Here is a 23,350-nt window from a genome sequence, read left to right on the forward strand (position 1 = left end):
TGCAGCGAAACTTGTAAATTTAAATGAAGTAATCATGTCTAAGGTTCTTGTCTCCGATCCAATTGACCAGGCTGGTATTGACATCCTTTCCCAAGTTGCTACGGTTGATGTCAAAACAGGTCTTAAACCAGCAGAACTGATAGAAATTATTGGTGAGTACGATGCGTTGATGATCCGTTCTGGAACTCGCGTCACTCAAGAAATTATTGAAGCTGGCACACAATTAAAAATTATTGGTCGTGCTGGTGTGGGAGTGGATAATGTTGATGTTCCTGCTGCTACCCGCAAAGGTATTGTAGTAGTCAATTCTCCCGAAGGAAATACCATTGCCGCAGCCGAACACGCACTAGCGATGATGTTATCTTTATCTCGTCATATCCCAGATGCAAATGCTTCAGTCAAAAGGGGTGAATGGGATCGCAAAACTTTTGTAGGTGCAGAAGTATACAAAAAAACTCTTGGCGTTGTCGGGCTAGGGAAAATTGGCTCTCATGTTGCGGCTGTAGCCAAAGCTATGGGGATGAAACTATTAGCTTATGATCCCTTTATTTCTACAGAAAGGGCTGAACAGATGGGCTGTCAGTTGGTAGAGTTAGATTTACTGATGCAGCAATCCGATTATATCACCTTGCATATCCCCAAAACCCCAGAAACTACCCACTTAATTAATGCCAAAACTTTGGCGAAGATGAAACCAACTGCGAGAATTATTAACTGCGCTCGTGGTGGCATCATTGATGAAGCAGCTTTAGCAGCGGCAATTAAAGAAGGTAAAATTGGTGGTGCAGCTTTAGATGTGTTCGAGTCAGAACCTCTGGGTGAATCTGATTTGCGATCGCTCGGCAAAGATCTCATCCTCACCCCCCACTTAGGTGCATCCACCACCGAAGCCCAAGTTAACGTCGCTATAGACGTAGCTGAACAAATCCGCGATGTCCTTCTAGGACTACCTGCCCGTTCCGCTGTTAACATCCCCGGATTCGGTCCCGATGTTTTAGAAGAACTCAAGCCTTATATGCAGTTGGCAGAAACCCTTGGTAACTTGGTAGGACAACTAGTAGGTGGCAGAGTAGAAACACTCAACATTACACTACAAGGGGAACTCGCAACCAACAAAAGTCAGCCCTTGATAGTAGCAGCCCTCAAAGGACTACTTTATCAAGCCTTACGGGAACGGGTTAATTATGTCAACGCCAGCATAGAAGCCAAGGAAAGAGGAATTCGCGTGATTGAAACACGGGATGCCTCAGCCAGAGATTATGCCGGTTCACTGCATCTAGAAGCTACAGGTACTTTAGGTACTCATTCAGTTACAGGTGCTTTGTTGGGTGATAAAGAAATTCACCTCACTGATGTTGATGGTTTCCCCATTAACGTTCCACCTAGCAAATATATGCTGTTCACTCTGCACCGTGATATGCCAGGAATTATTGGCAAACTCGGTTCCCTACTTGGTAGTTTTAATGTCAATATTGCCAGTATGCAGGTAGGTCGTAAAATCGTCCGTGGTGATGCAGTCATGGCACTGAGTATTGATGATCCTCTACCAGAAGGCATCTTAGATGAAATTACGAAAGTACCAGGAATTCGAGATGCGTATACAGTAACACTTTAATTTTGGATTTTGGATTTTGGATTTTGGATTAAAAACAGGTAACCAGTGATTGTTTTTTCCAATTACCCATCACCAATTACCCATCACCAATCTAAAATCTAAAATCTAAAATCTAAAATCTAAAATTCTATGGCAAACACCTGGTGGGAACTCAAAATTTTATGTGAACCAGATCTGGAAGATTCTATCTTTTGGCGACTGGAGGGTTTTGGCTGTCGTGGTACAGCTAGTGAAAGCAAAGGTAATTCCTCACTATTAAAGGCTTACTTACCCAGCTTTCAAGCACAGCTACTAGATTTATCGGCTCTATCACTATGGTTGCGGCAAGATGCTATGTGTATAGGGTTGCCATCTCCCATACTTCATTGGCAATTGATTGATGAGGAAGATTGGGCTAGTAGCTGGAAACAATATTGGCAACCTCAAGAAATAGGCGATCGCTTTCTGATTAACCCCGCGTGGCTACCACTACCAGAATCATTAGAACGGTTGGTCATTCGTCTTGATCCAGGCGTTGCATTTGGTACGGGTAATCATGCTACAACCCAATTGTGTTTAGAATCGCTAGAAATGCGTCTCAGTCAAGTTCCTGAAGCTTTTGTTAGTAAAAATGATAAAAAACAATCTCTAATAATTGCGGACATTGGCTGCGGTTCTGGCATTCTTTCCATTGGTGCAGTACTACTGGGAGCAGAAAAAGTTTATGCAGTAGATACTGATCCTTTGGCAGTACAATCAACTTTCAGCAATCGCGCCCTGAATGATATGAATTCAGACCGCTTGCTGCCAACAGAAGGAAGTGTAGAAATTCTCACTAAAATAATTACTCAACCAGTCGATGGTATTGTCTGCAATATTTTAGCTGATGTAATTATTGAGTTAATTCCAGAAATGGGAGCTATTGTTAAACCTACTACCTGGGGTATCTTTAGCGGTATTTTACTAGAACAATCTAAAGCGGTTGCTGATGTCTTAGAGCAAAATGGCTGGGTTGTGGCTACTCTCTGGAAAAGAAAAGAATGGTGTTGCTTAAATGCCCGTCGTTCATGATGTGGGGAGATGAGGAAGATGCAGGAGATCAGGGTTTTGTGCAGAGAAAGAAAATCAAATATCAAAAATTTCTCTCACCTGTCACCTGTCACCTTCCCCCAAATTAAATGAGAGATTTAAGACGTTGAACTAACTGCGGTGCTTGTACTACACCCTCAATTCTCTCCACTGGCTGACCTTGCTTAAACAATACTAGAGTTGGTAAGGCCTCAATTTGATATTGGCTGGCTAACTCTGTATATTTCTCTGTGTCAATTTTGACAATTCTTAAACGATTGTTCAATTGGGCATTGACTTGTTCTAAAATTGGCACCATCATCTGGCAGGGGCCACACCAATCAGCATAAAAATCTACCAACACAGGTACATCAGAACCAGACAGCATTTCTTCAAAGCTGTTAAATTGCTTTTTAGTTGTCATGTGACACACACCAATTTTTTATTGTTTGTTTTAATGGTAGTTCTTACGTCATGGAAACGGTATATCTTCATATTTTTTTTGGAAAGCTGTTAAATCTACAAAATTAGCTGATTTATTCAACAGAAAAAATAATTTGTAATTCGTAATTTATAATTAAGTTTTGTAACGAAGATTGACCGCAGAACCTTAGCGGATGGCTTTTGCAGGATAGCGATCGCTTTCAGGTCTATTTTGTAAACTTAGATATGTATTTCTGTATAGATTGCTAATGGATCTATGACGGTTTGAACTTCTCCGGCCATTTGACCCCACATTTCAGCCATATTTATTGTTCCTGCCAATCCAGGGAATGTGGTTTGCTCTATTCTTCGTTTTGGCACAAATCCAACGATAGTTGTTTCTACATCACCTGGCATTACATATGCTGAACGTAATTGATCTTTAGTCATGCACAGATTTTCGATATTAAGAGAGCTGATTAAAATGGAATTTCCTATTTTTGTATGTAAAGTAATTTCTCCTAGTGAAAATAATTTTACCGTTTGAAATATTACTTTGATGCCATCTGCTTGTAATGCTTCTTCAGGAGTAGAATTAGTAGAATTATTAGCTATAAGATTACCAAATTCATCAAACACCTTGAATAGTGAATCCCAATCAAAAAATTTTGAGGTTCCTGTGATTTTGATTAATGACGCATATTTTTTTAGTTGATTTTCATGAGAAATTTCTTTCAAAATGCCTTTCTCAATTAGTTGTTTTTCAAAAACCAAATAAGTATTATGGTAATCAATTTTATCTTGAGAAAAACTTTCAGATAATTCATCTATAATTGTTTTCGTTCCTTCTCTATATCCATTCTTTTTAGTTGTTTTATCTCCTCCCTTTCCTGATATACCACCCAAAATATTTTTTGGACCTGCGGTAAACTCTATATCTCTCCCTTCTTCTTCTGTATATTCTGTATATTTCTCACCCTGTACTTCTGTATTTTTATTTCCTATATTTTCTGTCAATCTTCTAATCTGAATTAGCCCATCTTCTAATTGAGAGGAATACGAATTTAAGCGATTTTTGTCTAAATAAATAAAATGCTTTAAATTAATACCGTTTCCATTTTCTTCTGATTTCATCTCTTCTTCTGTCAGTTTCAATTCTTGACTGAATCCTACGTTCTTCCTGGTCCTTTTCATTATTGTTGATTATTAAATTTAATTCATCTGATATTTTATCAGCATTTTCCTTTGATGTACTTTTTAGGGCATCAACAATTGTTTGACTTAACTCTGCTGCACAGTGAATTTTTTTATCTATTTCGCTGTTTTCGGAGGACATATCATTTACTAGTCCTACTACTTTCAGAATATGCAACCTTAGTTTACCTATTTTTAGCTCTAGTAGCAATTTATTTCTATCTAAGCCAGTTGTAGCGAAGTCATGACTGAACGACTTGAGTAACTAAGACAGCTATCACTGACGCTCAGTCCACAACCAGCTATAAAGTGGAACTACTGAGGGGTATCAAGAGCCATTCAAATCTAAAACTCCACAATAACTGGTGTATGGTCACTAGGCTGGGTTAACTTCCTTGGTGCAACGTCAATAATACAACTTTGAGCGCGATCGCACAAAACAGGTGTCAGATAATGATGGTCAATTCGCCAACCTAAATTACGCTTGAAAGCAGCAGTACGATAATCCCACCAGCTATAATTTCCTCCTTCTTTGTTGAATTTGCGAAAAGCATCCGCAAAACCCAGCGAAATCACACCTCGTAAAGCTTGGCGTTCTGGCTCAGATGCCATAATGTGATTTTCTATCTTCGCTTTATCGTGAATATCTATATCTTCCAAAGCAATATTAAAATCACCGCACATACAAATATCAGGTTGAGACAACAACACCACCTGCAAATATTTCCGCAATACCGTTAACCAGCGCAGCTTATATTCATATTTATCACTTCCCACCGAGGAACCATTGGGAACATAAAGATTGACAATGCGAACTCCATCAATAACACCAGTAATGACGCGCTTTTGCTCGTCCCATTGTGGTTCTATCTCTGGCAAAATCGCACAGAACCCCATACTCACATCTTCCAGGGGTTTACGGCTAATGAGTGCAACGCCGTTATAACTCTTCTGTCCGAAAATATAAAGGTGATAGCCTAATGTTTCAAAAGGTAAACGCGGAAAATCAGCATCTACAACTTTTGTTTCTTGCAAACACAGGACATCAATAGGATTTTGATTTAACCAATCAATAACCTGTTCTAAACGTGTGCGAATCGAGTTGACATTCCAAGTGGCAATTTTCATGAGTTATTTATCAGTAATGATGGTAGATTAAGAATTATAAAATATGTAAATTTTTCGTGACTATTTACTCTCGATAATTTTTCTATTTTGTTGCTATTTACTCTAAAGAAAGCAGTAAGTAATTGATCCCTAGCCCTGATTTAGTATTGTCAGCTACAAAATATGCGAATTTGTAAATTCAGCTACAGAATATCATAATCGTTTATGATCCCCAGGACAGATGAAAATACTAAATCCTCGGTTATAGTTTAAGAGTGCTGCTGGTAGTTAGCTATTGCTGATGAGATGACATGATGATTTTGTAGGGAATTGAGAGTATAGTTAGCTGAAATTTTGCTTTTAGGTGGGAAAAAGTTAATTTAAATTTCAGAAGAATATATACAAATGCTTTGTCCTCATAAAATAATGTCAGTTATTAAATCAGTATTGGTAAAATACAACCTTAAATCAATATTATGTTGATGCTGTTGATTGCGGTATGGAACAAACAAATTTTTCTTGTATATAACAACCGTAATATCCACAGAATTTAGCATTTTTAGATTACTATTCACCAGGAAAAAGAGCAAAATATGTAGTTTTGGTCGCCAAGCAGAATTTTTGGCACTTGAATTTACATATTAATTAGGTTTTAATCAAAAATTTTTTTGCCTGTTTTCAACAACAATTTTTTTTAGGAGGACATTGGTATGAATAAGAGAGCCAACATCTGCCCATGCTGCGGTGGTTCTATCCTGCGTCATGTCCGTCATGGTGAACTGTATTGGTTTTGCTTGTCTTGTCGGCAAGAAGTTCCACTTTTAAGCATTAATCGTTTGTCTAATTTGGACAGTCGTAACACTGGAGTGCTGACTCAGAAAGCGGTTGATGTCACATCGTCTTGATTTTCATCTGGGATAAAAACACAATCAGCCCGAATTTATTAAGCGCAAGCGTCAGACTATAAATGATGCTTGCGTCTTGTTTTTAGTTAGATTCCACCCTTCTTTTACAGTTGCAGCTAAAAACTTTGTGATTAAGATAGCCGATAACATCATCCGTATATGGTTATGATATAAAAGTAGATAAAACTTAAAGAATATTTATCAAATGCTGATTGACTCTTCTGGCTTATCCAAGGTCAAAGACTCAGTAACCAAACAAATTCTCTTAGGTAACGAACCTAAGCCAGAATTAATTGCAATACTTGCTGTTTACTTTGTCCAAGGCATATTAGGGTTAGCTCGTCTAGCCGTCAGTTTCTTCCTCAAAGATGAATTACATCTGAGTCCAGTTGAGGTGTCAGCACTGTTGGGAATAGTCGCCCTACCGTGGATGATTAAGCCCTTATTTGGCTTTATATCCGATGGTTTGCCGATCTTTGGCTATCGTCGTCGCCCGTATTTGGTGTTATCAGGAATATTGGGATCTGCGGCTTGGGTGAGTTTGTCCACATTAGTTCATACTAGCTTGGGAGCAACAATAGCGATCGCACTCAGTTCCCTCTCCGTTGCCTTCAGTGATGTCATAGTTGACTCCCTCGTTGTCGAACGTGCCAGAGTTGAATCTAAAGCACAAGTTGGCTCCCTCCAATCTATCTGCTGGGGTGCTACCGCCCTTGGAGGCTTGATTACAGCTTACTTTAGCGGACTACTCTTAGAATACTTCACCACCCGCACAGTATTTTTAGTTACCGCATTATTCCCCCTCATTATCTCAGCAGCAGCTTGGTTCATTAGTGAAACACCCATTCACAAAAATACCCTCGAAAATCATCAAACTAATCCCTTCCACGTCTCAACTCAACTCAAACAACTACGTCAAGCCTTCACTCAAAAAGCAATTTGGCTGCCCACACTATTTATCTTTCTGTGGCAATCTACCCCTAGTGGCGACGCAGCCTTTTTCTTCTTCTTCACCAACGAACTACACTTTGAACCAGAATTTTTAGGAAGAGTTCATTTAGTCACCAGTTTAGCCTCATTAATTGGCATCTGGATCTTTCAACGCTTCCTTAAAAGCGTTCCTTTCCGCGTAATTTGTGGTTGGAGTATCGTCATCTCAACAGCACTAAGAATGACAATATTAGTGTTAGTAACTCACACAAATAGAGCATTAGGAATAGATGACCACTGGTTTAGTTTAGGAGATAGCTTAATTCTTGCTGTCATGGGACAAATTGCATTCATGCCCGTGATGGTATTAGCCGCTAGAATTTGTCCCTTAGGAATAGAAGCCACATTATTTGCACTCCTCATGTCAATATTTAACTTAGGAGGAGCTATTTCTAAAGAATTTGGTGCATTAATCATGCACTGGTTAGGTATTACAGACACCAGCTTTGATGCCCTCTGGCTATTAGTAATTATCACTAATTTAAGTGCTTTATTACCTCTGTTATTTATCAACTTATTACCAGAAGAACAAGAAACCGAATCAGCAACATTGACAGCAACCTCAGTTAATAATTGACCTCCTATAAAATCACAAACAAATTTTTTAAGTCTATATTGATAGTGGTATGCACTTGAATGAGGTACATTATATCCCCCTCTTCGCTTGCGGGGTGGGGTTTGGGGGTCTCACTCAAAGTAGAATCACCACATAGCATTAGGTAAAAAATAACAACTTAACACATTTTCAAAAATATGCAGATATTAGAAACTCAAGAAAACAAAAATCCAGCAAAATCCTATACTCTTGAAGATTGGCAAGGAGGATATGAATCTCTCTCCCAAGAATTTGATTATTGGATTGATGACATAGAAGGACAAATTCCACCAGAATTGCAAGGAACACTATTTAGAAATGGCCCAGGTTTATTAGATATAAACGGAAACCGCTTACATCATCCTTTTGATGGTGATGGCATGATTAGCCGCATCTCCTTCACCAACGGTCGCGCCCATTTTCGTAACAGATTTGTGCAAACTAGCGGTTATTTAGCAGAAAAAACAGCTAAAAAAATCCTTTATCGTGGTGTTTTTGGTACTCAAAAGCCTGGTGGTTGGTTGGCAAATATCTTCGATTTTAAAATCAAAAATATTGCTAATACAAACGTTATTTACTGGGGTGGTAAACTCTTGGCATTATGGGAAGCAGCAGAACCCCATCGTCTTGACCCCCATACACTCGAAACATTAGAAAAAGAATATTTTAATGGTGTCTTATCAACAGGTGAAGCCTTTAGCGCCCATCCTCGTATTGACCCCAATTGCCAACAAGATAATAACACACCTTGTCTAGTTAATTTTTCTACTAAGCCAGGATTATCTACAAAAATTACCATTTTTGAGTTAAATCTAGCAGGGGAAATCATTAGAAAGCAATCCCATAAAGTTCCGGGTTTTTGTTTCATTCATGATTTTGTGATTACCCCAAATTACTGCATATTTTTTCAAAATCCTGTTAAATTTAATCCTTTACCTTTTGCCTTAGGAATATGCAGTGCAGGACAATGCATTAAGTTAATTAAAAATAAACCGACTCAGATAATAATTATCCCTCGTACATCCAAATCAGAAACACCAAATTTAAAAGTTCTAGAAGCTCAATCAGGTTTTATCTTTCACCACGTTAATGCTTTTGAAGTTGGGGACGAAATAGTGATTGATTCAATCTGCTATGAATCTTTATCGGAAGTTGAACCAAATAGTGATTATCGAAAAACTGATTTTGGAGCAAATGCACCTTCACAACTGTGGCGTTTTCATCTAAATTTAAAAGAAAATCAAGTCCAGCGTCAATTGATAGACAGTCGTGCTTGTGAATTTCCTATTATTCACCCCAATAATATGGGTAAAAAATATCGTTATTTATATATTGGTGCTGCCCATAACCAAACTGGAAATGCCCCTTTACAAGCAATTCTCAAAGTTGATTTAGAGTCAGGAAACAGACAATTATGGAGTGCTGCACCTCGTGGTTTTGTAGGTGAGCCAATTTTTGTTCCTCGTCCCAATTCTCAACAAGAAGATGATGGTTGGATAATAGCTTTAGTTTATGATGCCGAATATCATCGTTCAGATGTAGTAATTTTAGATGCTCAAGATTTCCAGAAAGGTGCAGTAGCAAAACTACATCTGAAGCATCATATTCCCTATGGTTTACATGGAAGTTTTACCCCTGAGATATTCATTTAATAAATGTAAGTTGGGTTGTAGCTTGCTTCCCGAAGGGTACAACGTGAAACCCAACAAACTCTCAGAAAATTTTTAACTTTCATGAAGAGAACGAAAAATGACTTTTAAACCGTCACTGGGTTGTGGTGTGGGTATCATTGCTAAATCTAAATTTTGTCCTGCAACAAGTTCCCATTCATAACCACGCAATAACAAAGCAGCAAATATTTTCATTTCTAATCTAGCAAATTCCTTACCTATACATTCTCTCATCCCACCCCCAAAAGTCACATAACTAAAAGGCTTAGATTTATCCTCAGCCCTATCTGTACTAAACCTTTCTGGGTCAAAATTTTGAGCATCTTTGTATATAGTTTCATCTTGATGTGTTTTGCCAATTTGATATAACACACTCCAACCTTGAGGAATGTGATATCCATTAAATTCACAACTTTGAACCACTTCTCGAAAACCACCACCAACAGGAGGAATAACTCGCAAAACTTCCTTGAGTATTTGATCTAAGTAAGTCATTTGTTTAAGATGTTCAAATGTTAGCTCACTTGTACAAATTATTTGCTGCTGTTCCTTCCTTGCTGCTACTAAAATTTCTGGATTCTGTGCTAATAGTAAACAGAAAGAAGATATTGCAGATGTTAATGTTTCATGTCCAGCAAATAATAAGGTGAGAATTTGATCTTTGAGTTCATCTATACTCAAACTATTACCATCTTCATCTTTTGCATTTAACAATAAACCTAAAGCATCTTGTTCAGAACTGGGTTGTTGTTGACGTTGTAAAATAATTTCTTCAATTTTTACTAACAACTGATCTCGGTATTTCAAAGCTTTACCAAACTTAGTCCAAGGTAAACGAATAGGAAGAGTAAATAAACCAAGACACCATTCTTCAAATAATTCAGCGAAATGACTATCATTATTAGCATCTCTTCCTACTAATAATTTACAAGCGACATCAAAAGTATATTTTCTTAATTCAGGATACCAGGTTAATTGCCCTGCACCTTCCCATTTCTGTAAATAACTATTAGTAATTTCTACCATTGCAGGTAAATAACTTGCTAAAGCTCTTGGTTGAAATGCTTGGGATAATAATTTACGTCTGGTTTGATGAATGCTACCAATTTGCATTGATAAAGAAGCAGGGCCAAGTAAGACAGAAACGCTCTCAGGCCATTTAATTGTAAAATTATGATTTTCACTACTAAATATAAAGCGATTGGCTTCTGCTCCTATCATCATAATTGTGGGAGAGCCAAAAATATTAGTCTTAAAAACGTTACCGTATTTATTTTGTCGTTTTGTGGCAAAATCTGGATCACTCAAAAAACTAATTGTTTCGCCAATTAAAGGTAAACCTAAGTTTCCTGGTGGTAAAGGTAGTTGATTCTGAGGAGAAATATTTTGATCTTGTGATTTATTCTCTTGGTTTATCATAATTAATTATTAAGTAATAATTTATATGTATTATATGACGGTTTTAATATGAGGTACAGTGATCGTCATCAAGTCGCGCCATTTGCTAAATGCTTCAGTTTTGTTGCGAGCATCTGTGAGAGATTAGTGGTGAAGAAAAATCCTGAAACACCTATAAATAAAGGATTATCACTGAAACAATGGATTTGGGATTTTTCAAGAAATCGAATGAGGGCATTGGGTTTCAGCTTCTATTTTGACCCTTCAGTCTTTTCATTGTGAAACCCAAAAAAGTTTTCTGCACCACTAAGCATTTTTAGTTGATACTACAACTTGCCGTAAGTTCTACATTTAAGAAAGTTCCTGATTTGGGTGTAATTGAACGTAACTGCTGGATAAAAGCTTTAAATTTAGCATCAGTTACGCCGAACCCAGCTTCAGCGCAAGCAGATAACCCACCTTCTTTCGGAATAGGACCACCTTCTCTTGGGCTATATACAATAAATTGATCAACAGTACCAGTCCCAACCGCAAACCCGATCACTTGGCGAACTGTTCGCAAAGCAGCATTATCTAACGCACCACCAATACTACCAACACTGATATTAACTGCACGGCTTTCAGCTAATGCCGGCGCATTCATCGACAATATTGCTCCGACAATCATCAAACTGCTAAATTTCTTCATTTTATCTTCTCTAAAAAATTGAAAAACTCATACAGAGGTTTCGTTGCTTACTAGTTAACACACGGGCATTATCCAAAGATAATGATTTATTAAAGCAGGGTTTAAAAAACAGCTTTTTAAAGAAAAATATCGTTTCAAAATGAGAATTACTGATTTTTAATCATACAAAGAAAAATAAAATTGTAACAAAAACTACAAAATTGCCATATTTTTCAAAAATAAAGGTAAGCTAATCCATATAAATCCGGCTCGCGAAGACACCGCGACGAGGGGAAAATTTTATGGTTTCAACATCGCTACCATCACTAGCAAGTCACTCTCCTGCTTACATTTGCCCCTATGACCAAGCTTGTAGCTACTTAGAATGGGCAGGTAAAGAATTAAAATTAGATCCAGGTCTATTAGAAATTCTCAGCCATCCTCGTAAGGTGGTGACAGTTTCCATTCCCGTGAAAATGGATAATGGTGATATCAGAGTTCTCCCTGGTCATCGGGTACAGCATTCTGATATTTTAGGCCCCTATAAAGGAGGGATTCGTTTTCATCCAGCTGTGACGCTGCGGGAAGTTTCAGCGTTAGCTATGCTAATGACTTGGAAATGTGCGTTGCTGGGTATTCCCTATGGTGGTGCTAAAGGCGGAATTCCCATAGATCCCAAACAGTACACTGTTGGAGAATTAGAACGAATTAGCCGTCGTTATATCAGTGAATTAATTAAGGATATTGGCCCCTCTGTAGACATTCCCGCGCCTGATATGGGTACTTCTGCCCGTGAAATGGCGTGGATGATGGATACTTATTCTGTTAATGTTGGTCATTCTGTACCGGGTGTGGTGACTGGTAAGCCTATTTCTATTGGTGGTTCTCTAGGTCGGGAAATGGCTACTGGCAGGGGTGTAATGATTATTGTCCGTGAAGCACTGGCAGATCAAGGTAAATCTCTTGCAGGTGTGCGAGTTGCTATTCAAGGTTTCGGGAATGTTGGCGGCGCGGCTGCGGAATTATTACACCAAGAAGGAGCAAAAATTATTGCTGTTTCCAGCGGTGCTGGGGGTGTATTTTCGGAAACTGGTCTTGATATTCCGGCTTTGAAAGCCTATGCTGCTCAAAACCGCAGAAGTGTGGTAGGTTTCCCCCACGCTACACCAATTAGTAATGCAGACTTACTAACTTTACCTTGTGATGTCTTGATTCCCGCAGCTTTGGAAAACCAAATTACTGAGGAAAATGTTCATCAGATACAAGCTCAGTTTATTGCTGAAGCTGCTAACGGCCCAGTAACCCTGGAAGCTAACCGAGTCCTAGAAGCTCAGGGTGTGACGGTTTTACCGGATATTCTGGCCAATGCTGGTGGTGTGGTAGTCAGTTATTTGGAATGGGTACAAGGACTTTCTTACCTATTCTGGGATGAGGAACGTGTTAACCGAGAAATGGAATATCTGATGGTAAATGCTTATCGTCGTGTAGTTCAAAGGTCGCAATCCCAAGGGGTAAATTTGCGGTTGGCAGCTTACACTTTGGGTGTCGGTAGGGTGGCTCAAGCTTTGACTGATAGAGGTTTATATCCTTAGATTTTATGATTCACAATTTTTAAGACTAAGAGGTAAAAATAATAAAAATATTTTTACCTCTTTATTTCTAAGGATGCGTTATTTAATAAGTAGTAAACTGTCTGACATTACTAACTTCAGTTATCTCTCTATAATTTCTGACCTCCTCAAATACCAAGCTTTCCTCACGTCTGCTGGTTGAATCATAGCGGATTTGAGTGACAAATTTCAGGTCTGATCTCGACAAGTCAAGATTACCTATTCGCAGTTTATTGAATTCTATGACTTCTGGTTGTAAAGAGTATCTTCCTGCTCTTTGCTCAATCAATCTTGATCCTGTACTGCTGTAAAATTGCACCCAACGATTGTTTTGTAAAGCATATAAAGTGTAGACTACATTTGCATATCTAGTAATGGGTTTTTCTAGAATATTTAGCTGTAAAACTAAGCCTCTTTGGTTGGAATTAACTAGTCTACCAAATTGCAGTAAGCCGCTCCAGCCGTTGTTCCGAAAAGCTTTTGATGAGTTACGATTTTGTTCTCTGCCATATCCTTGTCTGCGCCGATAATCATCATCGTCATCATCACGTCTGCGATTATTATGTTGACGATCATAGATTGTTTGATTGCCAGTTGATGTACTGATGTTGGTAAACTGTCTAATACTACTAATTTCAGCAACCTCTCTGTAGTTTCTGATATCTTCAAATACTAGGCTTTCTTCGCGTCTGCTGGTTGAATCATAGCGAATTTGAGTGACAAATTTCAGGTCTGATCTCGACAAATCAAGATTGCCTAGCCGCAGTTTATTGTATTCTATGACTTCTGGTTGTAAAGAGTATCTTCCTGCTCTTTGTTCAATCAATTTTGAGCCTGTAGTGCTATAAAATTGCACCCAACGATTGTTCTGTCGAGCGTACACAGTGTAGACTACATTTGCATATCTAGTAATGGGTTTTTCTAGAATATCTAGTTGTAAAACTAAGGCTCTTTGCTTGGAATTAACTAGCCTTCCTGATTTTAGTAAGCAACTCCAGTCTTTGTTCCGAAAAGCTTTTGATGACTGATAACGTTGTTCATTTCTGCGATAGTTATTCTGACGATCATCATCGTCGTCATAACGTCCGCGACGGTTATTTCTACGATCATCATCGTCGTCGTCATCTTCATAACGTCCACGACGGTTATTCCTACGATCATCATCGTCGTCGTCATCATCTCTGGCAATCAAAAAAGTTGATTTTTTAATTCCACTCAACTGATTTGAGAATGAATTAGTTCCTTGTTCTGTTAGTTGAAGATGTTGACTTTGTAAATTTTGTTCTACTTGGGTTGTTAAGGAGAAAACTGGAGAGGGGAAAGCAACGGTAGCTAAGACAGAGATACTAGTAACTGTCAAAGCACCTTGACGAAAAAACTTGAATGAAGGCTGAGGTGACATGGAAATCCTTCTGTGACTTGACTTTTCAAATGGTCTACTGAGTCTTTATGGGAACGACAGAAGGTAAAAGATATAAGTTCCCAAGATTGTGTAATTTTGTACAATTGCTATCAGTTGCAAATGATCTACAATCATCATCTAATTTAAATTTTGTGAAGATATAGTGTTTCTCGGTCAAATGCAATATAATTGAAGACCAATAAACCTCACCTCTACAGGCTTTGTGATTGAAAACTATGCGTCACTGATCTAAAAACTGTTATGGTTACGTTTAACGCCGATTGAAAAGCTAAATTTTATACCCCATTCAAATAAGCAAAACTCCGTCGTAACTGTTGTGAGTTTGCTACGACGGAGAAAGAAGAAATTGAAACATCAAGATGAAATGCTTACGCTACAAGGGCAGAAAAAAGTAAAAATGAAGACCTAATTTACTTTTTACCTTTGCTTTCTCCCTCGATGTTTCCTACTGTGCTAGATGTACTAAATATATCGGTTTTTAGTTTTGGCGAAAGTATTAAAATTAGCAATTTTGATGTATTAAAATGTACAATTGTTGAAAATCAATCATCCATTGGTGTGATTTTGTGGCTATTTACAAGGCTTTTGCGAGATTCTATATAAAAAATTAAATTTATTCTAATACTATTGAATGACTAAATTATGCAAGTAGATTTATTGTTTCTACAAGTTTTATGGGTGGGTATCGGTTGTCAAAAAGGCATTTCCTACCACTTAATTAATGCTGCTATTGAGAAAGTTTTTCGAGAATATCAACTTGCTGATACTGACATAACAGGTATTGCGACTATTGAGTCTAAAGCGTCGGAAGTTGGTTTAAGGGAATTTTGTCATATACATAATTTCCCGTTAAAAACTTTCACGGCAGAATTTTTATCTAGTGTCTGTGTTCCTAACCCTGCCAAAATTATTGAAGCGTTAGTAGGGACACAGAGTGTTGCAGAGGCATCTGCTATTCTGGCTGCTCAGGAATTTGCTGCTGACGGTGTAAGGTTATTAGTCCCCAAGCAAATTTTTCGCTTACCAGGAGAATCAGGTGGTATCACGATAGCTGTTGCTCAAGGGATTAGGGGTTTTATTTAACGTGAGTTCGGTGTTAGGAGTTTCTCCTATGCCTACGGCACGGCTTCGCCGAATGGAGACGCTACGCGAACGGAGTTATGATTTTTAAGGGCGATAGAATAAGGGTTCGAGACTCCTAGCGGGGGTGAGTTTTCCACAAATTATCTTATGTCGAACTCAGGTAAGGCAGGGGGAGATGAGGAGGATGGGGAAAAGTTATCTTTCTTCTGACACCAATTACCCATTACCCATTACCCATTACCCATTACCAATTACCCATTACCAATTACCCATTACCAAAGTCGTAAGTTTTCTTAAGTGTTTCTTCGATTGAACCTACATTTTGGAAGATTTCAATTAGTTGATGAGATTTAATTTTCTTGTCTGCCAAAATAACTTTTAGCGGTTTTAAAAACTCAATATCTGGGTCATTTGTAAGAGCAACTTCAGCAGCTTGTAAAATCTTGGTTGTATTCAGAAAAATCTCTTCATGAGCAAACCCATATTTTGCCGAAATTTGGTGTAAATTAGCATCGGGTATAGTAGCTCTACCCATCAAAGTTGTATCTAATGCTAAACCTTTTAATAAAGCTAATAAACCTGCATAAATAGCAAAATTATCACAACTATCACAGGCTTTAAACTCAATCCGACCTACTTCTGCTGGAATACGGGCTACTTTAGTTAAAGAAGGTACACTTTGAATAAGTTGTTCCTGTTTTTCTACAAAAACTAATGTTGCTGATCTTTTTCCAGTCCTGATAAATGTCCTTATTGATAAACCTTCCCATAAACCCCCATTTAAAAAAGGAGAGCTATAACTAAAAGGAACAATATAAGGACTATAAAAAGTTAACTTTTTACCTATATCAATGACATTTTCAATAGGTAAATCTGCTAGAGAAATATTTAAATCTGGCCCATAGGAAACCATATAAATATGAGCAGTTTGTTCATCAGGATAAGCTTGTAATTGTCTAATTTCAAAATCATTTAATGGTGGTTTAGGTTCAAAAATGTCAGTATAAGGGTTAAAACTCACTAAAACAGGTAAAAATCCAAAACTAGCAGATACTTCACGTAGTAAGTTAAAACTTGCTGTTAATTCAGCAATTGCTCCTTGAATAGTGGGGTGGATAGTTGTTCTGATTTCGATGCCTTTCGCTACACAGTCAATTACCTCTTCTGAATCAGCAAATCTTTCAAAACCCTCAATATACCAACGCTTTTTTTTAATGCCAGCATCACCTACTCTTAATTGTGGGTAGTCGTTGGCGTATATAGGTAGCCGATCAACAATTTGATTAAACTCAGCAAATTTTGTACAAGAGAAATCAGCAAACTTTCCTTCATGGTTAAGGAAAGCAACTTCATGTTCAATCCCGAAGAAAAACATATAGTAAATAGAAAGAATTCTCAATAATACTCTCAGAGGGATTCTAACGCAAGACTGACAATTAAAGTAGCTTAAGCTTAGTAATGATTGAGAAAAAGTTGAGGCGTGAGTTTTATGAAAAGTGCTGTTAAAACTCCATACAGCAGCGAACAAATTACTGCTTGGTTACGTGGATTACTGTCTATTGCTTGGGCTGATGGTAATTTTGATGCCCAAGAACAGGAGTTAATTACCAGCCTGACCAAAGATGAGTTAGCCCCTTGTCTGGACTGGAACTCACTAGAAATAATTACACCAGAAGAATTAGCTGCTGTATTGGGTAAAGGTACATCAGCAGCGGAGAATTTTTTGCGAACAGCGGTAATGGTAGCGATCGCAGATGGAACATATTCTCCCAGCGAAGAGGAACTTCTGCAACAGTTTTGTCAAGCATTAGAACTGCAAACAGAAGCCCTAGCAGCCCTACGTCATACCCTAGAAGCGACAGAACAAACAGAAGAACCCACCCTACACCCACCAGATATACTTCACCCCATGCGGGACTGGTTGGACGGACTAGATATTCAAGACCCCAGAGTAGCTAGGTTTTTGTGCAAAATGATCCCCTCCCAATGTCCCTTTGAGCGAGATGTCACTCTGTTTGGACGCAAAATAGTTCACATCCCACCAATGTGCAAAATTAACCCCTTGTATGAGCAACTAGTAGGTTTACGTTTCCGCGCCCTTTCCTACCTTGCTGATGACTGTGGTGAAGATATTTCAGCATATATTTAAGGGAACACCAAAAAATAAATTACCCAAACAAAAACCGTAGGGTGGGTTAGCAACAGCGTAACCCACCATTATCCTTGAATTTATGGTGTGTTACGGATTAGCGTCCTAACACACCCTACAAATTGGGGATTTTTTTATTTGGAAGTCCCTAAGTGCTGAGTAAAGAGTGCTGAGTGCAGAGGATTGAGTTACAAGTAAAGAGTGAGGAATTTAAAGTTAATGAAAAACTTATAATTGATAACTCATCACTCAGAACTCAAGACTCTAACAATATGCAATTTATAGACCAATCAGTAATTGAAGTAGAAGCCGGTAAAGGTGGCGACGGTATCGTCGCCTTCCGCAGAGAGAAATATGTACCAGCCGGCGGCCCCTCTGGCGGGAATGGAGGAAGAGGCGGTTCCATCATTTTTGTGGCTGATACAAACCTACAAACCTTGCTGGATTTTCGATACAAGCATTTGTTTAAAGCCCAAAATGGGGAACGTGGCGGCCCCAATAATTGCACCGGCGCAGGTGGAAAGGATTTAATTATCGAAGTTCCCTGCGGTACTACTGTTTATGATGCGGAAACAAGCGCCTTATTGTGCGATTTGGTTGAACCAGGACAACGCTTTCGAGTCGTTGAAGGTGGTAAAGGTGGACTAGGAAATCAACATTTTTTGAGTAACCGCAACCGTGTCCCAGAATACGCACTTCCTGGACTGGAAGGAGAAAGGAAAATATTGCGTTTAGAGTTGAAATTGTTAGCAGAAGTGGGAATTATTGGTTTGCCAAATGCAGGTAAATCAACTTTAATTTCTTCTTTATCAGCCGCACGGCCAAAAATCGCTGATTATCCTTTTACTACTCTCATTCCTAATTTAGGTGTAGTTAAAAAACCCACTGGTGATGGTACAGTTTTCGCTGATATTCCCGGATTAATTGAAGGTGCTTCTCATGGTGCCGGTTTAGGACATGATTTTTTACGTCACATTGAACGCACACGGGTTTTATTACACTTAATTGATGCAACAAGTGAAGATGTAATTGCCGATTTCCATACTATTCAAGAAGAACTGAAAGCTTATGGACGGGGTTTAGCAAAACGTCCGCAAATTTTAGCTTTGAATAAAATTGACGCAGTTGATAGAGAAACTGTTGATTTGGAGGCGTTAGCTATGCGATTAAATCATCTGGCTTTAGCGCCAGTTTTCATAATTTCTGCTGTAACTCGCACTGGTTTAGATCCAATGATGCAGGAAATCTGGCGGATTTTAGATGAAATTAATGCTTTGGAGGCTTTGGAAGCGGCGGAGGTTGCTGTTTAATTAATGTGGCGGTTTTGTTGAATAAACGCTATACAAGCAAAGTCCGCCTGCGCGGACTCATGTTTAGCATTTTTGTAGTTTATTGAAAACAATAAGTAAGGAGTGATTTTGTTAGAAGAGTCTTTTCCATAAGCAGCAGGAAGGCATTTACATGATGCAAAAATATTGTTGAATGAGGAACGATGCATTGGTGACAAGTTAAGGAAAAGAGGAAATTGTCAAGCGTGGTATTTGCTTTTACCCTCGTGAGAAATCAGACCAACTACACTGATTACAACGCGATTGAAGTGCGTGTCTGTTGGGGAAATCTGATTGATTTATAGGAAGCCGCAGAGATTTATTATGAAGTTCTTGTTCATAACAAGTTCCTCGTAAATTAGGAGCAATGTATATTTTCAGCGTTTTTGGATTTATAACAATTAAGTTGAGGTCAAAAAGAGTATGCAAATCAGCACGTAGTAATAAACCATTTGAAATATCATTATCCTCAGTTTCACAATAAGGTATTATATGAGCAGCTTCCAATGCTTCATGTGCATCAAACCCTGTTATAGCACAACGATAGTCATAGGCTTCAAGCAAAGCCTTACGAAACAAAGGTTGTCCCTGTCGTTGGGCAATTGATGTAATTATTCGCTTTTTAAATGTTATCTTTTTTTTAGGAGTATAGTAATTTTTTTGCTGAAGATTATTTACCTCAATATCAAGTTGATTAAGTTCTGAAGTGACAGATATTTTCTTGATTGTACTTTGTAATTCTGGGCTTTCGTGCAATTTGTGTTTGAAAGTACGAAGCTCGTAAGCAGTTGTATTTACCAAATCACAAGTTTTTATACGAAAAAATAAATTTTCAAGAGGCAGAAGAGTATTAAATTTATTTAGTATGTTATCCAATCTCAGACCAGTTCCATTATATCCCAAGATTTTTACGTTTGCACTCAACATTTGTAGACCCATGATTCCCGGTGTCCAAGTTACTTCCTCTCCTATTGATTTGAAACCAAAACCCCAACGTGGAAAATGCCCCTTTGGTACTGTTTCTATATCTAAGTTTGTTTGAGAACTTAGCCAACCTTCCTCTAAAAACCATCCTAATTTATAAGCTAAAATGCAAAAACTCGGAAAATCTGATTTTCTATGCTCTTGAATAATCTCATCCCACAAAGAACCTTGAATACTAAAACCAAAACGTTCTTGACTGTAATACATCCAAAGTTGATCAATTATTTGTAAATCCTCACAAGGAAATGTTTTAATTTTATCGGTTGCGAGAGTTTGAGAAGAACTCTTAATGTTTTTTTTGTTGGCAACATCCAAAATTAATCTTGCAGTTTCTTTATCAGCTTTTCGCCAGTTTTGTATGAACAGTAAACTATGTAATTGGGTATAATCTATACCAATATCAGATATAAGTTTAAGTTGAGACATAATAGTTACAGGCCTTTTCTAATTAATTAGAGTACAAACAACTTCAAAACAGGAGGAAATTATGCGATATTTACTCCAACTGGGAATTGTCGAAAACCGTTCTGATAAGCGTGTTAATATGCCTGAAATTTATATGTATGGATTTGGGGTAAAACGCCCTGGTGGTGTAAAATGTCCAAAACGATAGGTCTTTTCAACTTGTAGCAAAATATTGGACAGGCAAGATGCCTGTCCCACAAAGGTTTTATTTACACTTTAATAAACCAGCGTTTCTGATACATCAAAACAGCAACACCGTACCAAAAGAACACGGTGACAACCCCAAATAAAAATGAGCCGTTGAAATTTCCCGCCCAAGATGCAAAGATATTTTGATAAATCCAATTGTAGATGCTGATGGCGGTTTCACCTGTGCCAATTTGGGTTTTTGCTGTGATTTTGATTAACAAGACAGATGCAACAAAAAGTGCGATCGCATTTAAGCCCATAATCTCAAATGGTTTACTCCAGCGTTTTATTACCCTCACTTCTATCATTTCATAACAAGCAGCTAATAACATTAATGCCCAACCAGTGGTAAATACAACATAAGAACTTGTCCATAATTTCTTATTAATGGGAAATGCTACATCCCAAATAATCCCAATTACCAAGCAACACAAACCAAATAAAACTAAATCCATGCTGGTTTGTGAATTAGCTTGTTTTTTATCTTTTATCCATTCTCCAGTAAAATAACCAGCCAAAACGCTAACTATGGCGGGAATGGTACTATATAATCCTTCTGGATCTCCCAGAAAATTAAACCCGTCACCTTTATATAACTGCGCTTTGGGAATAATTAACCTGTCAATAAATGCACCGAAATTACCTTCTCGTGTCAGCACTCCTGCACCATATTCGGAAACGGGAATATACATCATTGTTAACCAATAACCAATTAGTAATACCCCTGCTACTATCCATTGACTTTTGCGGGGTAATTTTAAAACTATTAAAGATGCGAACAGGTAGGAAAGGCTAATACGTTGTAATACCCCCATTAAGCGGATGCTACTTAAATCAAAAGTCCAAACACCTTTATTCCAAAAACCGTTAAGTAGTAACCCTAAAATAAAGAGAATTGCTGCACGGCGCAGGATACGTAAGTAAACTGCTTTGGTAGGTTTATTATCTGCGGTGTATTTTGATAATGAGAAAGTCATTGCTACACCAACAATGAACAGAAAAAAAGGAAATACTAAATCTGTGGGTGTACAACCGTTCCATTCAGCATGATCTAGAAGGGAATATTTATCGTCTGCGACTCCCACCATATTGACGAGAATCATACCGGCAATGGTGATACCGCGAAAAACATCGAGTGAAGTCAGGCGCATGGGCAGAATTTTGTCTTTGATGACTATCTACCCTACCCTGCCCAATGCACCTTATCAAGGAAAATTTATAGACTAGGTTACAAGGTAAAATTTTATTAAGTAATGTTTGAATTTTTTAATATGGCTATCAAAGTTGGAGATCAAGCCCCAGATTTTTCTTTACCCGCCCAAAACGGTTCTACAGTCAGCCTGAGAGATTTTCGTGGTAAACAGGCTGTTGTCCTGTATTTTTATCCCAAGGACGATACACCAGGATGCACTATGGAATCTTGCGCTTTTCGGGATCAGTATGAAGTCTTTAAAGGCGTTGGTGCTGAGGTGATTGGTGTAAGTGGTGATTCTAGCGAGTCTCACCAGAAGTTTGCAGCCAAGCACAATTTACCTTTTACTCTTTTGAGTGATAAAGGTGATCAGGTGCGGAAGCTATACGGTGCAACTACTGCTTTTGGTTTTATCCCCGGCCGGGTGACTTATGTGATTGACCAGCAGGGAATTGTGCAGTACGTGTTTGATTCTATGTTGAATTTTAAAGGCCATGTTGAGGAAACTTTGAAAACTTTGCAACAGTTGGCTGCAAAGTAAGAGGATTTCAAACGCAGAGGTTCACAGAGTATGTTCTCTGCGTTTCTCTGCGTTTTACTCAGCTTTCCTTTGCGTTTTAATTAGGCTTTAGATTTTTCTGGTACAGAGACGTTAGCTGTTTTGCCGTTTTTGCCGTTGGTCTGACCGTTACCGTTGCGGGGTTGAATGACTCCAAAACCGCCATGATTACGTTCGTAAATGACGTTAATTTCTCCGGTTTCGGCGTTACGGAACATATAAAAGTCGTGTCCTACGAGTTGCAGTTGTTCTTGTGCTTCTGCAAGGGTCATGGGAGGCATGGAAAAATATTTGGTGCGGACGACTTCTCCTGGTAGTTCGGGAGTGCGATCGCCTATTAAGTCATTTACTGGTTCTGCCGCTACTACCTCATTGGTTGGTATGGGTTGGGTTTTGTGGTCTTGTCTTCGTTCTTTATATTTACGCAGTTGACGGGCTATTTTATCTGCAACCAAGTCAATACTGGCATATAAGTTTTCGCTGCTTTCCTCCGCTCGGATGACGCTACCATTAGCATAAATAGTGACTTCCGCAGCTTGTCTGGTACTAATTCGGGGATTGCGAGCTACACTTAAATGGACATCCACCTCGTTTGTGATGTTCTGAAAGTGATTAACTGCTTTTTCAATTTTTTGATGCACATATTCCCGGATGGCATCGGTGATTTCAATATTTTTACCGTGGATGACAAGCTTCATGTAAACTCTCCCGCTCAATATTTATTTGATGTGAATGTATTTTGTATGAACAGAGATTG

General features: G+C 38.3%; 22 protein-coding genes. 11 read left to right on the top strand and 11 right to left on the bottom strand.

The window, feature by feature from the left end; all coding sequences use genetic code 11:
* Positions 1 to 34: 34 nt before the first annotated feature.
* Positions 35 to 1,615: a phosphoglycerate dehydrogenase gene (gene serA, locus AC012T_RS02435; RefSeq protein WP_487062759.1), complete on the top strand. Its 1,581-nt coding sequence runs from the start codon at positions 35 to 37 to the stop codon at positions 1,613 to 1,615.
* 129 nt (positions 1,616 to 1,744) lie between these two features.
* Entirely contained in the window at positions 1,745 to 2,665 is a 921-nt protein-coding gene (prmA, locus tag AC012T_RS02440) for a 50S ribosomal protein L11 methyltransferase (protein ID WP_487062761.1), read from the top strand.
* Between the two features lie 103 nt (positions 2,666 to 2,768).
* On the opposite strand, the gene trxA is transcribed toward prmA, so the two are convergent.
* The 4 genes from trxA to xth form a co-directional block, all read right to left on the bottom strand.
* Positions 2,769 to 3,086, bottom strand: a complete 318-nt coding sequence (gene trxA / locus AC012T_RS02445) for a thioredoxin (RefSeq protein ID WP_487062763.1) — start codon at positions 3,084 to 3,086, stop codon at positions 2,769 to 2,771.
* Between the two features lie 239 nt (positions 3,087 to 3,325).
* Positions 3,326 to 4,219: a DUF6414 family protein gene (locus AC012T_RS02450; RefSeq protein ID WP_487062765.1), complete on the bottom strand. Its 894-nt coding sequence runs from the start codon at positions 4,217 to 4,219 to the stop codon at positions 3,326 to 3,328.
* Complete coding sequence (locus tag AC012T_RS02455) at positions 4,188 to 4,490, bottom strand: hypothetical protein (protein ID WP_487062767.1); 303 nt, start codon at positions 4,488 to 4,490, stop codon at positions 4,188 to 4,190. The genes AC012T_RS02450 and AC012T_RS02455 overlap by 32 nt, the downstream gene beginning before the upstream one ends.
* 134 nt (positions 4,491 to 4,624) lie before the next feature.
* Complete coding sequence (gene xth, locus AC012T_RS02460; RefSeq protein ID WP_487062769.1) at positions 4,625 to 5,407, bottom strand: exodeoxyribonuclease III; 783 nt, start codon at positions 5,405 to 5,407, stop codon at positions 4,625 to 4,627.
* Positions 5,408 to 6,096: 689 nt separating this feature from the next.
* Here xth and AC012T_RS02465 point away from each other — a divergent pair.
* The 3 genes from AC012T_RS02465 (at position 6,097) to AC012T_RS02475 (ending at position 9,528) form a co-directional block, all read left to right on the top strand.
* Positions 6,097 to 6,291 (top strand): hypothetical protein, encoded by a 195-nt coding sequence (locus AC012T_RS02465; protein WP_015212291.1) that lies wholly within the window; start codon positions 6,097 to 6,099, stop codon positions 6,289 to 6,291.
* 205 nt (positions 6,292 to 6,496) lie between these two features.
* Positions 6,497 to 7,858 (top strand): folate/biopterin family MFS transporter, encoded by a 1,362-nt coding sequence (locus AC012T_RS02470; RefSeq protein ID WP_487062771.1) that lies wholly within the window; start codon positions 6,497 to 6,499, stop codon positions 7,856 to 7,858.
* 176 nt (positions 7,859 to 8,034) lie between these two features.
* Positions 8,035 to 9,528 carry a carotenoid oxygenase family protein gene (locus AC012T_RS02475; RefSeq protein WP_487062773.1) on the top strand — a complete coding sequence of 498 codons (1,494 nt, stop codon included), beginning with the start codon at positions 8,035 to 8,037 and terminating at the stop codon, positions 9,526 to 9,528.
* 72 nt (positions 9,529 to 9,600) lie between these two features.
* On the opposite strand, the gene AC012T_RS02480 is transcribed toward AC012T_RS02475, so the two are convergent.
* Together AC012T_RS02480 and AC012T_RS02485 are read right to left on the bottom strand one after the other, a co-directional pair.
* On the bottom strand, positions 9,601 to 10,965 hold the full coding sequence (locus AC012T_RS02480) for a cytochrome P450 (protein WP_487062775.1): 1,365 nt from the start codon (positions 10,963 to 10,965) through the stop codon (positions 9,601 to 9,603).
* Between the two features lie 295 nt (positions 10,966 to 11,260).
* The gene (locus tag AC012T_RS02485) at positions 11,261 to 11,632 is read right to left on the bottom strand and encodes a hypothetical protein (protein WP_487062777.1); all 372 of its coding nucleotides are present in this window, start codon (positions 11,630 to 11,632) and stop codon (positions 11,261 to 11,263) included.
* Positions 11,633 to 11,913: 281 nt separating this feature from the next.
* On the opposite strand from AC012T_RS02485, the gene AC012T_RS02490 reads away from it, so the two are divergent.
* The gene (locus AC012T_RS02490) at positions 11,914 to 13,203 is read left to right on the top strand and encodes a Glu/Leu/Phe/Val family dehydrogenase (RefSeq protein WP_487062779.1); all 1,290 of its coding nucleotides are present in this window, start codon (positions 11,914 to 11,916) and stop codon (positions 13,201 to 13,203) included.
* Positions 13,204 to 13,285: 82 nt separating this feature from the next.
* On the opposite strand, the gene AC012T_RS02495 is transcribed toward AC012T_RS02490, so the two are convergent.
* Positions 13,286 to 14,623 (bottom strand): hypothetical protein, encoded by a 1,338-nt coding sequence (locus AC012T_RS02495; RefSeq protein ID WP_487062781.1) that lies wholly within the window; start codon positions 14,621 to 14,623, stop codon positions 13,286 to 13,288.
* 663 nt (positions 14,624 to 15,286) lie between these two features.
* Between AC012T_RS02495 and AC012T_RS02500 the strand changes: the two genes are divergently transcribed.
* Positions 15,287 to 15,727: a cobalamin biosynthesis protein gene (locus AC012T_RS02500; RefSeq protein ID WP_487062783.1), complete on the top strand. Its 441-nt coding sequence runs from the start codon at positions 15,287 to 15,289 to the stop codon at positions 15,725 to 15,727.
* Between the two features lie 265 nt (positions 15,728 to 15,992).
* Here AC012T_RS02500 and AC012T_RS02505 read toward each other — a convergent pair whose 3' ends face one another.
* On the bottom strand, positions 15,993 to 17,102 hold the full coding sequence (locus tag AC012T_RS02505; protein ID WP_487062785.1) for a glutamate--cysteine ligase: 1,110 nt from the start codon (positions 17,100 to 17,102) through the stop codon (positions 15,993 to 15,995).
* 114 nt (positions 17,103 to 17,216) lie between these two features.
* Here AC012T_RS02505 and AC012T_RS02510 point away from each other — a divergent pair, with 114 nt between their 5' ends.
* Both AC012T_RS02510 and obgE read left to right on the top strand, forming a co-directional pair.
* Positions 17,217 to 17,876, top strand: a complete 660-nt coding sequence (locus AC012T_RS02510) for a Mo-dependent nitrogenase C-terminal domain-containing protein (RefSeq protein WP_487062787.1) — start codon at positions 17,217 to 17,219, stop codon at positions 17,874 to 17,876.
* Positions 17,877 to 18,148: 272 nt separating this feature from the next.
* Positions 18,149 to 19,186 (top strand): GTPase ObgE, encoded by a 1,038-nt coding sequence (gene obgE / locus AC012T_RS02515; protein ID WP_487066414.1) that lies wholly within the window; start codon positions 18,149 to 18,151, stop codon positions 19,184 to 19,186.
* A 237-nt stretch (positions 19,187 to 19,423) separates the two neighbouring features.
* On the opposite strand, the gene AC012T_RS02520 is transcribed toward obgE, so the two are convergent.
* Positions 19,424 to 20,614 carry a GUN4 domain-containing protein gene (locus tag AC012T_RS02520; RefSeq protein WP_487062789.1) on the bottom strand — a complete coding sequence of 397 codons (1,191 nt, stop codon included), beginning with the start codon at positions 20,612 to 20,614 and terminating at the stop codon, positions 19,424 to 19,426.
* A gap of 61 nt (positions 20,615 to 20,675) precedes the next feature.
* Here AC012T_RS02520 and AC012T_RS02525 point away from each other — a divergent pair, with 61 nt between their 5' ends.
* Complete coding sequence (locus AC012T_RS02525; RefSeq protein ID WP_487062791.1) at positions 20,676 to 20,801, top strand: hypothetical protein; 126 nt, start codon at positions 20,676 to 20,678, stop codon at positions 20,799 to 20,801.
* Between the two features lie 61 nt (positions 20,802 to 20,862).
* Here AC012T_RS02525 and AC012T_RS02530 read toward each other — a convergent pair whose 3' ends face one another.
* Positions 20,863 to 21,993 (bottom strand): acyltransferase family protein, encoded by a 1,131-nt coding sequence (locus tag AC012T_RS02530; RefSeq protein WP_487062793.1) that lies wholly within the window; start codon positions 21,991 to 21,993, stop codon positions 20,863 to 20,865.
* A gap of 120 nt (positions 21,994 to 22,113) precedes the next feature.
* On the opposite strand from AC012T_RS02530, the gene AC012T_RS02535 reads away from it, so the two are divergent.
* Positions 22,114 to 22,575: a peroxiredoxin gene (locus AC012T_RS02535; RefSeq protein WP_487062795.1), complete on the top strand. Its 462-nt coding sequence runs from the start codon at positions 22,114 to 22,116 to the stop codon at positions 22,573 to 22,575.
* A gap of 80 nt (positions 22,576 to 22,655) precedes the next feature.
* Here AC012T_RS02535 and hpf read toward each other — a convergent pair whose 3' ends face one another.
* Positions 22,656 to 23,291 carry a ribosome hibernation-promoting factor, HPF/YfiA family gene (hpf, locus tag AC012T_RS02540; RefSeq protein ID WP_487062797.1) on the bottom strand — a complete coding sequence of 212 codons (636 nt, stop codon included), beginning with the start codon at positions 23,289 to 23,291 and terminating at the stop codon, positions 22,656 to 22,658.
* Positions 23,292 to 23,350: the final 59 nt, after the last annotated feature.

It is taken from the genome of Anabaena sp. EIM26 (assembly GCF_057568715.1).

Coding starts and splice junctions, on each gene's coding strand:
- serA (WP_487062759.1), top strand. CDS start 35: ATGTCTAAGGTTCTTGTCTCCGATCCAATTGACCAGGCTGGTATTGAC.
- prmA (WP_487062761.1), top strand. CDS start 1,745: ATGGCAAACACCTGGTGGGAACTCAAAATTTTATGTGAACCAGATCTG.
- trxA (WP_487062763.1), bottom strand. CDS start 3,086: ATGACAACTAAAAAGCAATTTAACAGCTTTGAAGAAATGCTGTCTGGT.
- AC012T_RS02450 (WP_487062765.1), bottom strand. CDS start 4,219: ATGAAATCAGAAGAAAATGGAAACGGTATTAATTTAAAGCATTTTATT.
- xth (WP_487062769.1), bottom strand. CDS start 5,407: ATGAAAATTGCCACTTGGAATGTCAACTCGATTCGCACACGTTTAGAA.
- AC012T_RS02465 (WP_015212291.1), top strand. CDS start 6,097: ATGAATAAGAGAGCCAACATCTGCCCATGCTGCGGTGGTTCTATCCTG.
- AC012T_RS02470 (WP_487062771.1), top strand. CDS start 6,497: ATGCTGATTGACTCTTCTGGCTTATCCAAGGTCAAAGACTCAGTAACC.
- AC012T_RS02475 (WP_487062773.1), top strand. CDS start 8,035: ATGCAGATATTAGAAACTCAAGAAAACAAAAATCCAGCAAAATCCTAT.
- AC012T_RS02480 (WP_487062775.1), bottom strand. CDS start 10,965: ATGATAAACCAAGAGAATAAATCACAAGATCAAAATATTTCTCCTCAG.
- AC012T_RS02485 (WP_487062777.1), bottom strand. CDS start 11,632: ATGAAGAAATTTAGCAGTTTGATGATTGTCGGAGCAATATTGTCGATG.
- AC012T_RS02490 (WP_487062779.1), top strand. CDS start 11,914: ATGGTTTCAACATCGCTACCATCACTAGCAAGTCACTCTCCTGCTTAC.
- AC012T_RS02495 (WP_487062781.1), bottom strand. CDS start 14,623: ATGTCACCTCAGCCTTCATTCAAGTTTTTTCGTCAAGGTGCTTTGACA.
- AC012T_RS02500 (WP_487062783.1), top strand. CDS start 15,287: ATGCAAGTAGATTTATTGTTTCTACAAGTTTTATGGGTGGGTATCGGT.
- AC012T_RS02505 (WP_487062785.1), bottom strand. CDS start 17,102: ATGTTTTTCTTCGGGATTGAACATGAAGTTGCTTTCCTTAACCATGAA.
- AC012T_RS02510 (WP_487062787.1), top strand. CDS start 17,217: ATGAAAAGTGCTGTTAAAACTCCATACAGCAGCGAACAAATTACTGCT.
- obgE (WP_487066414.1), top strand. CDS start 18,149: ATGCAATTTATAGACCAATCAGTAATTGAAGTAGAAGCCGGTAAAGGT.
- AC012T_RS02520 (WP_487062789.1), bottom strand. CDS start 20,614: ATGTCTCAACTTAAACTTATATCTGATATTGGTATAGATTATACCCAA.
- AC012T_RS02525 (WP_487062791.1), top strand. CDS start 20,676: ATGCGATATTTACTCCAACTGGGAATTGTCGAAAACCGTTCTGATAAG.
- AC012T_RS02530 (WP_487062793.1), bottom strand. CDS start 21,993: ATGCGCCTGACTTCACTCGATGTTTTTCGCGGTATCACCATTGCCGGT.
- AC012T_RS02535 (WP_487062795.1), top strand. CDS start 22,114: ATGGCTATCAAAGTTGGAGATCAAGCCCCAGATTTTTCTTTACCCGCC.
- hpf (WP_487062797.1), bottom strand. CDS start 23,291: ATGAAGCTTGTCATCCACGGTAAAAATATTGAAATCACCGATGCCATC.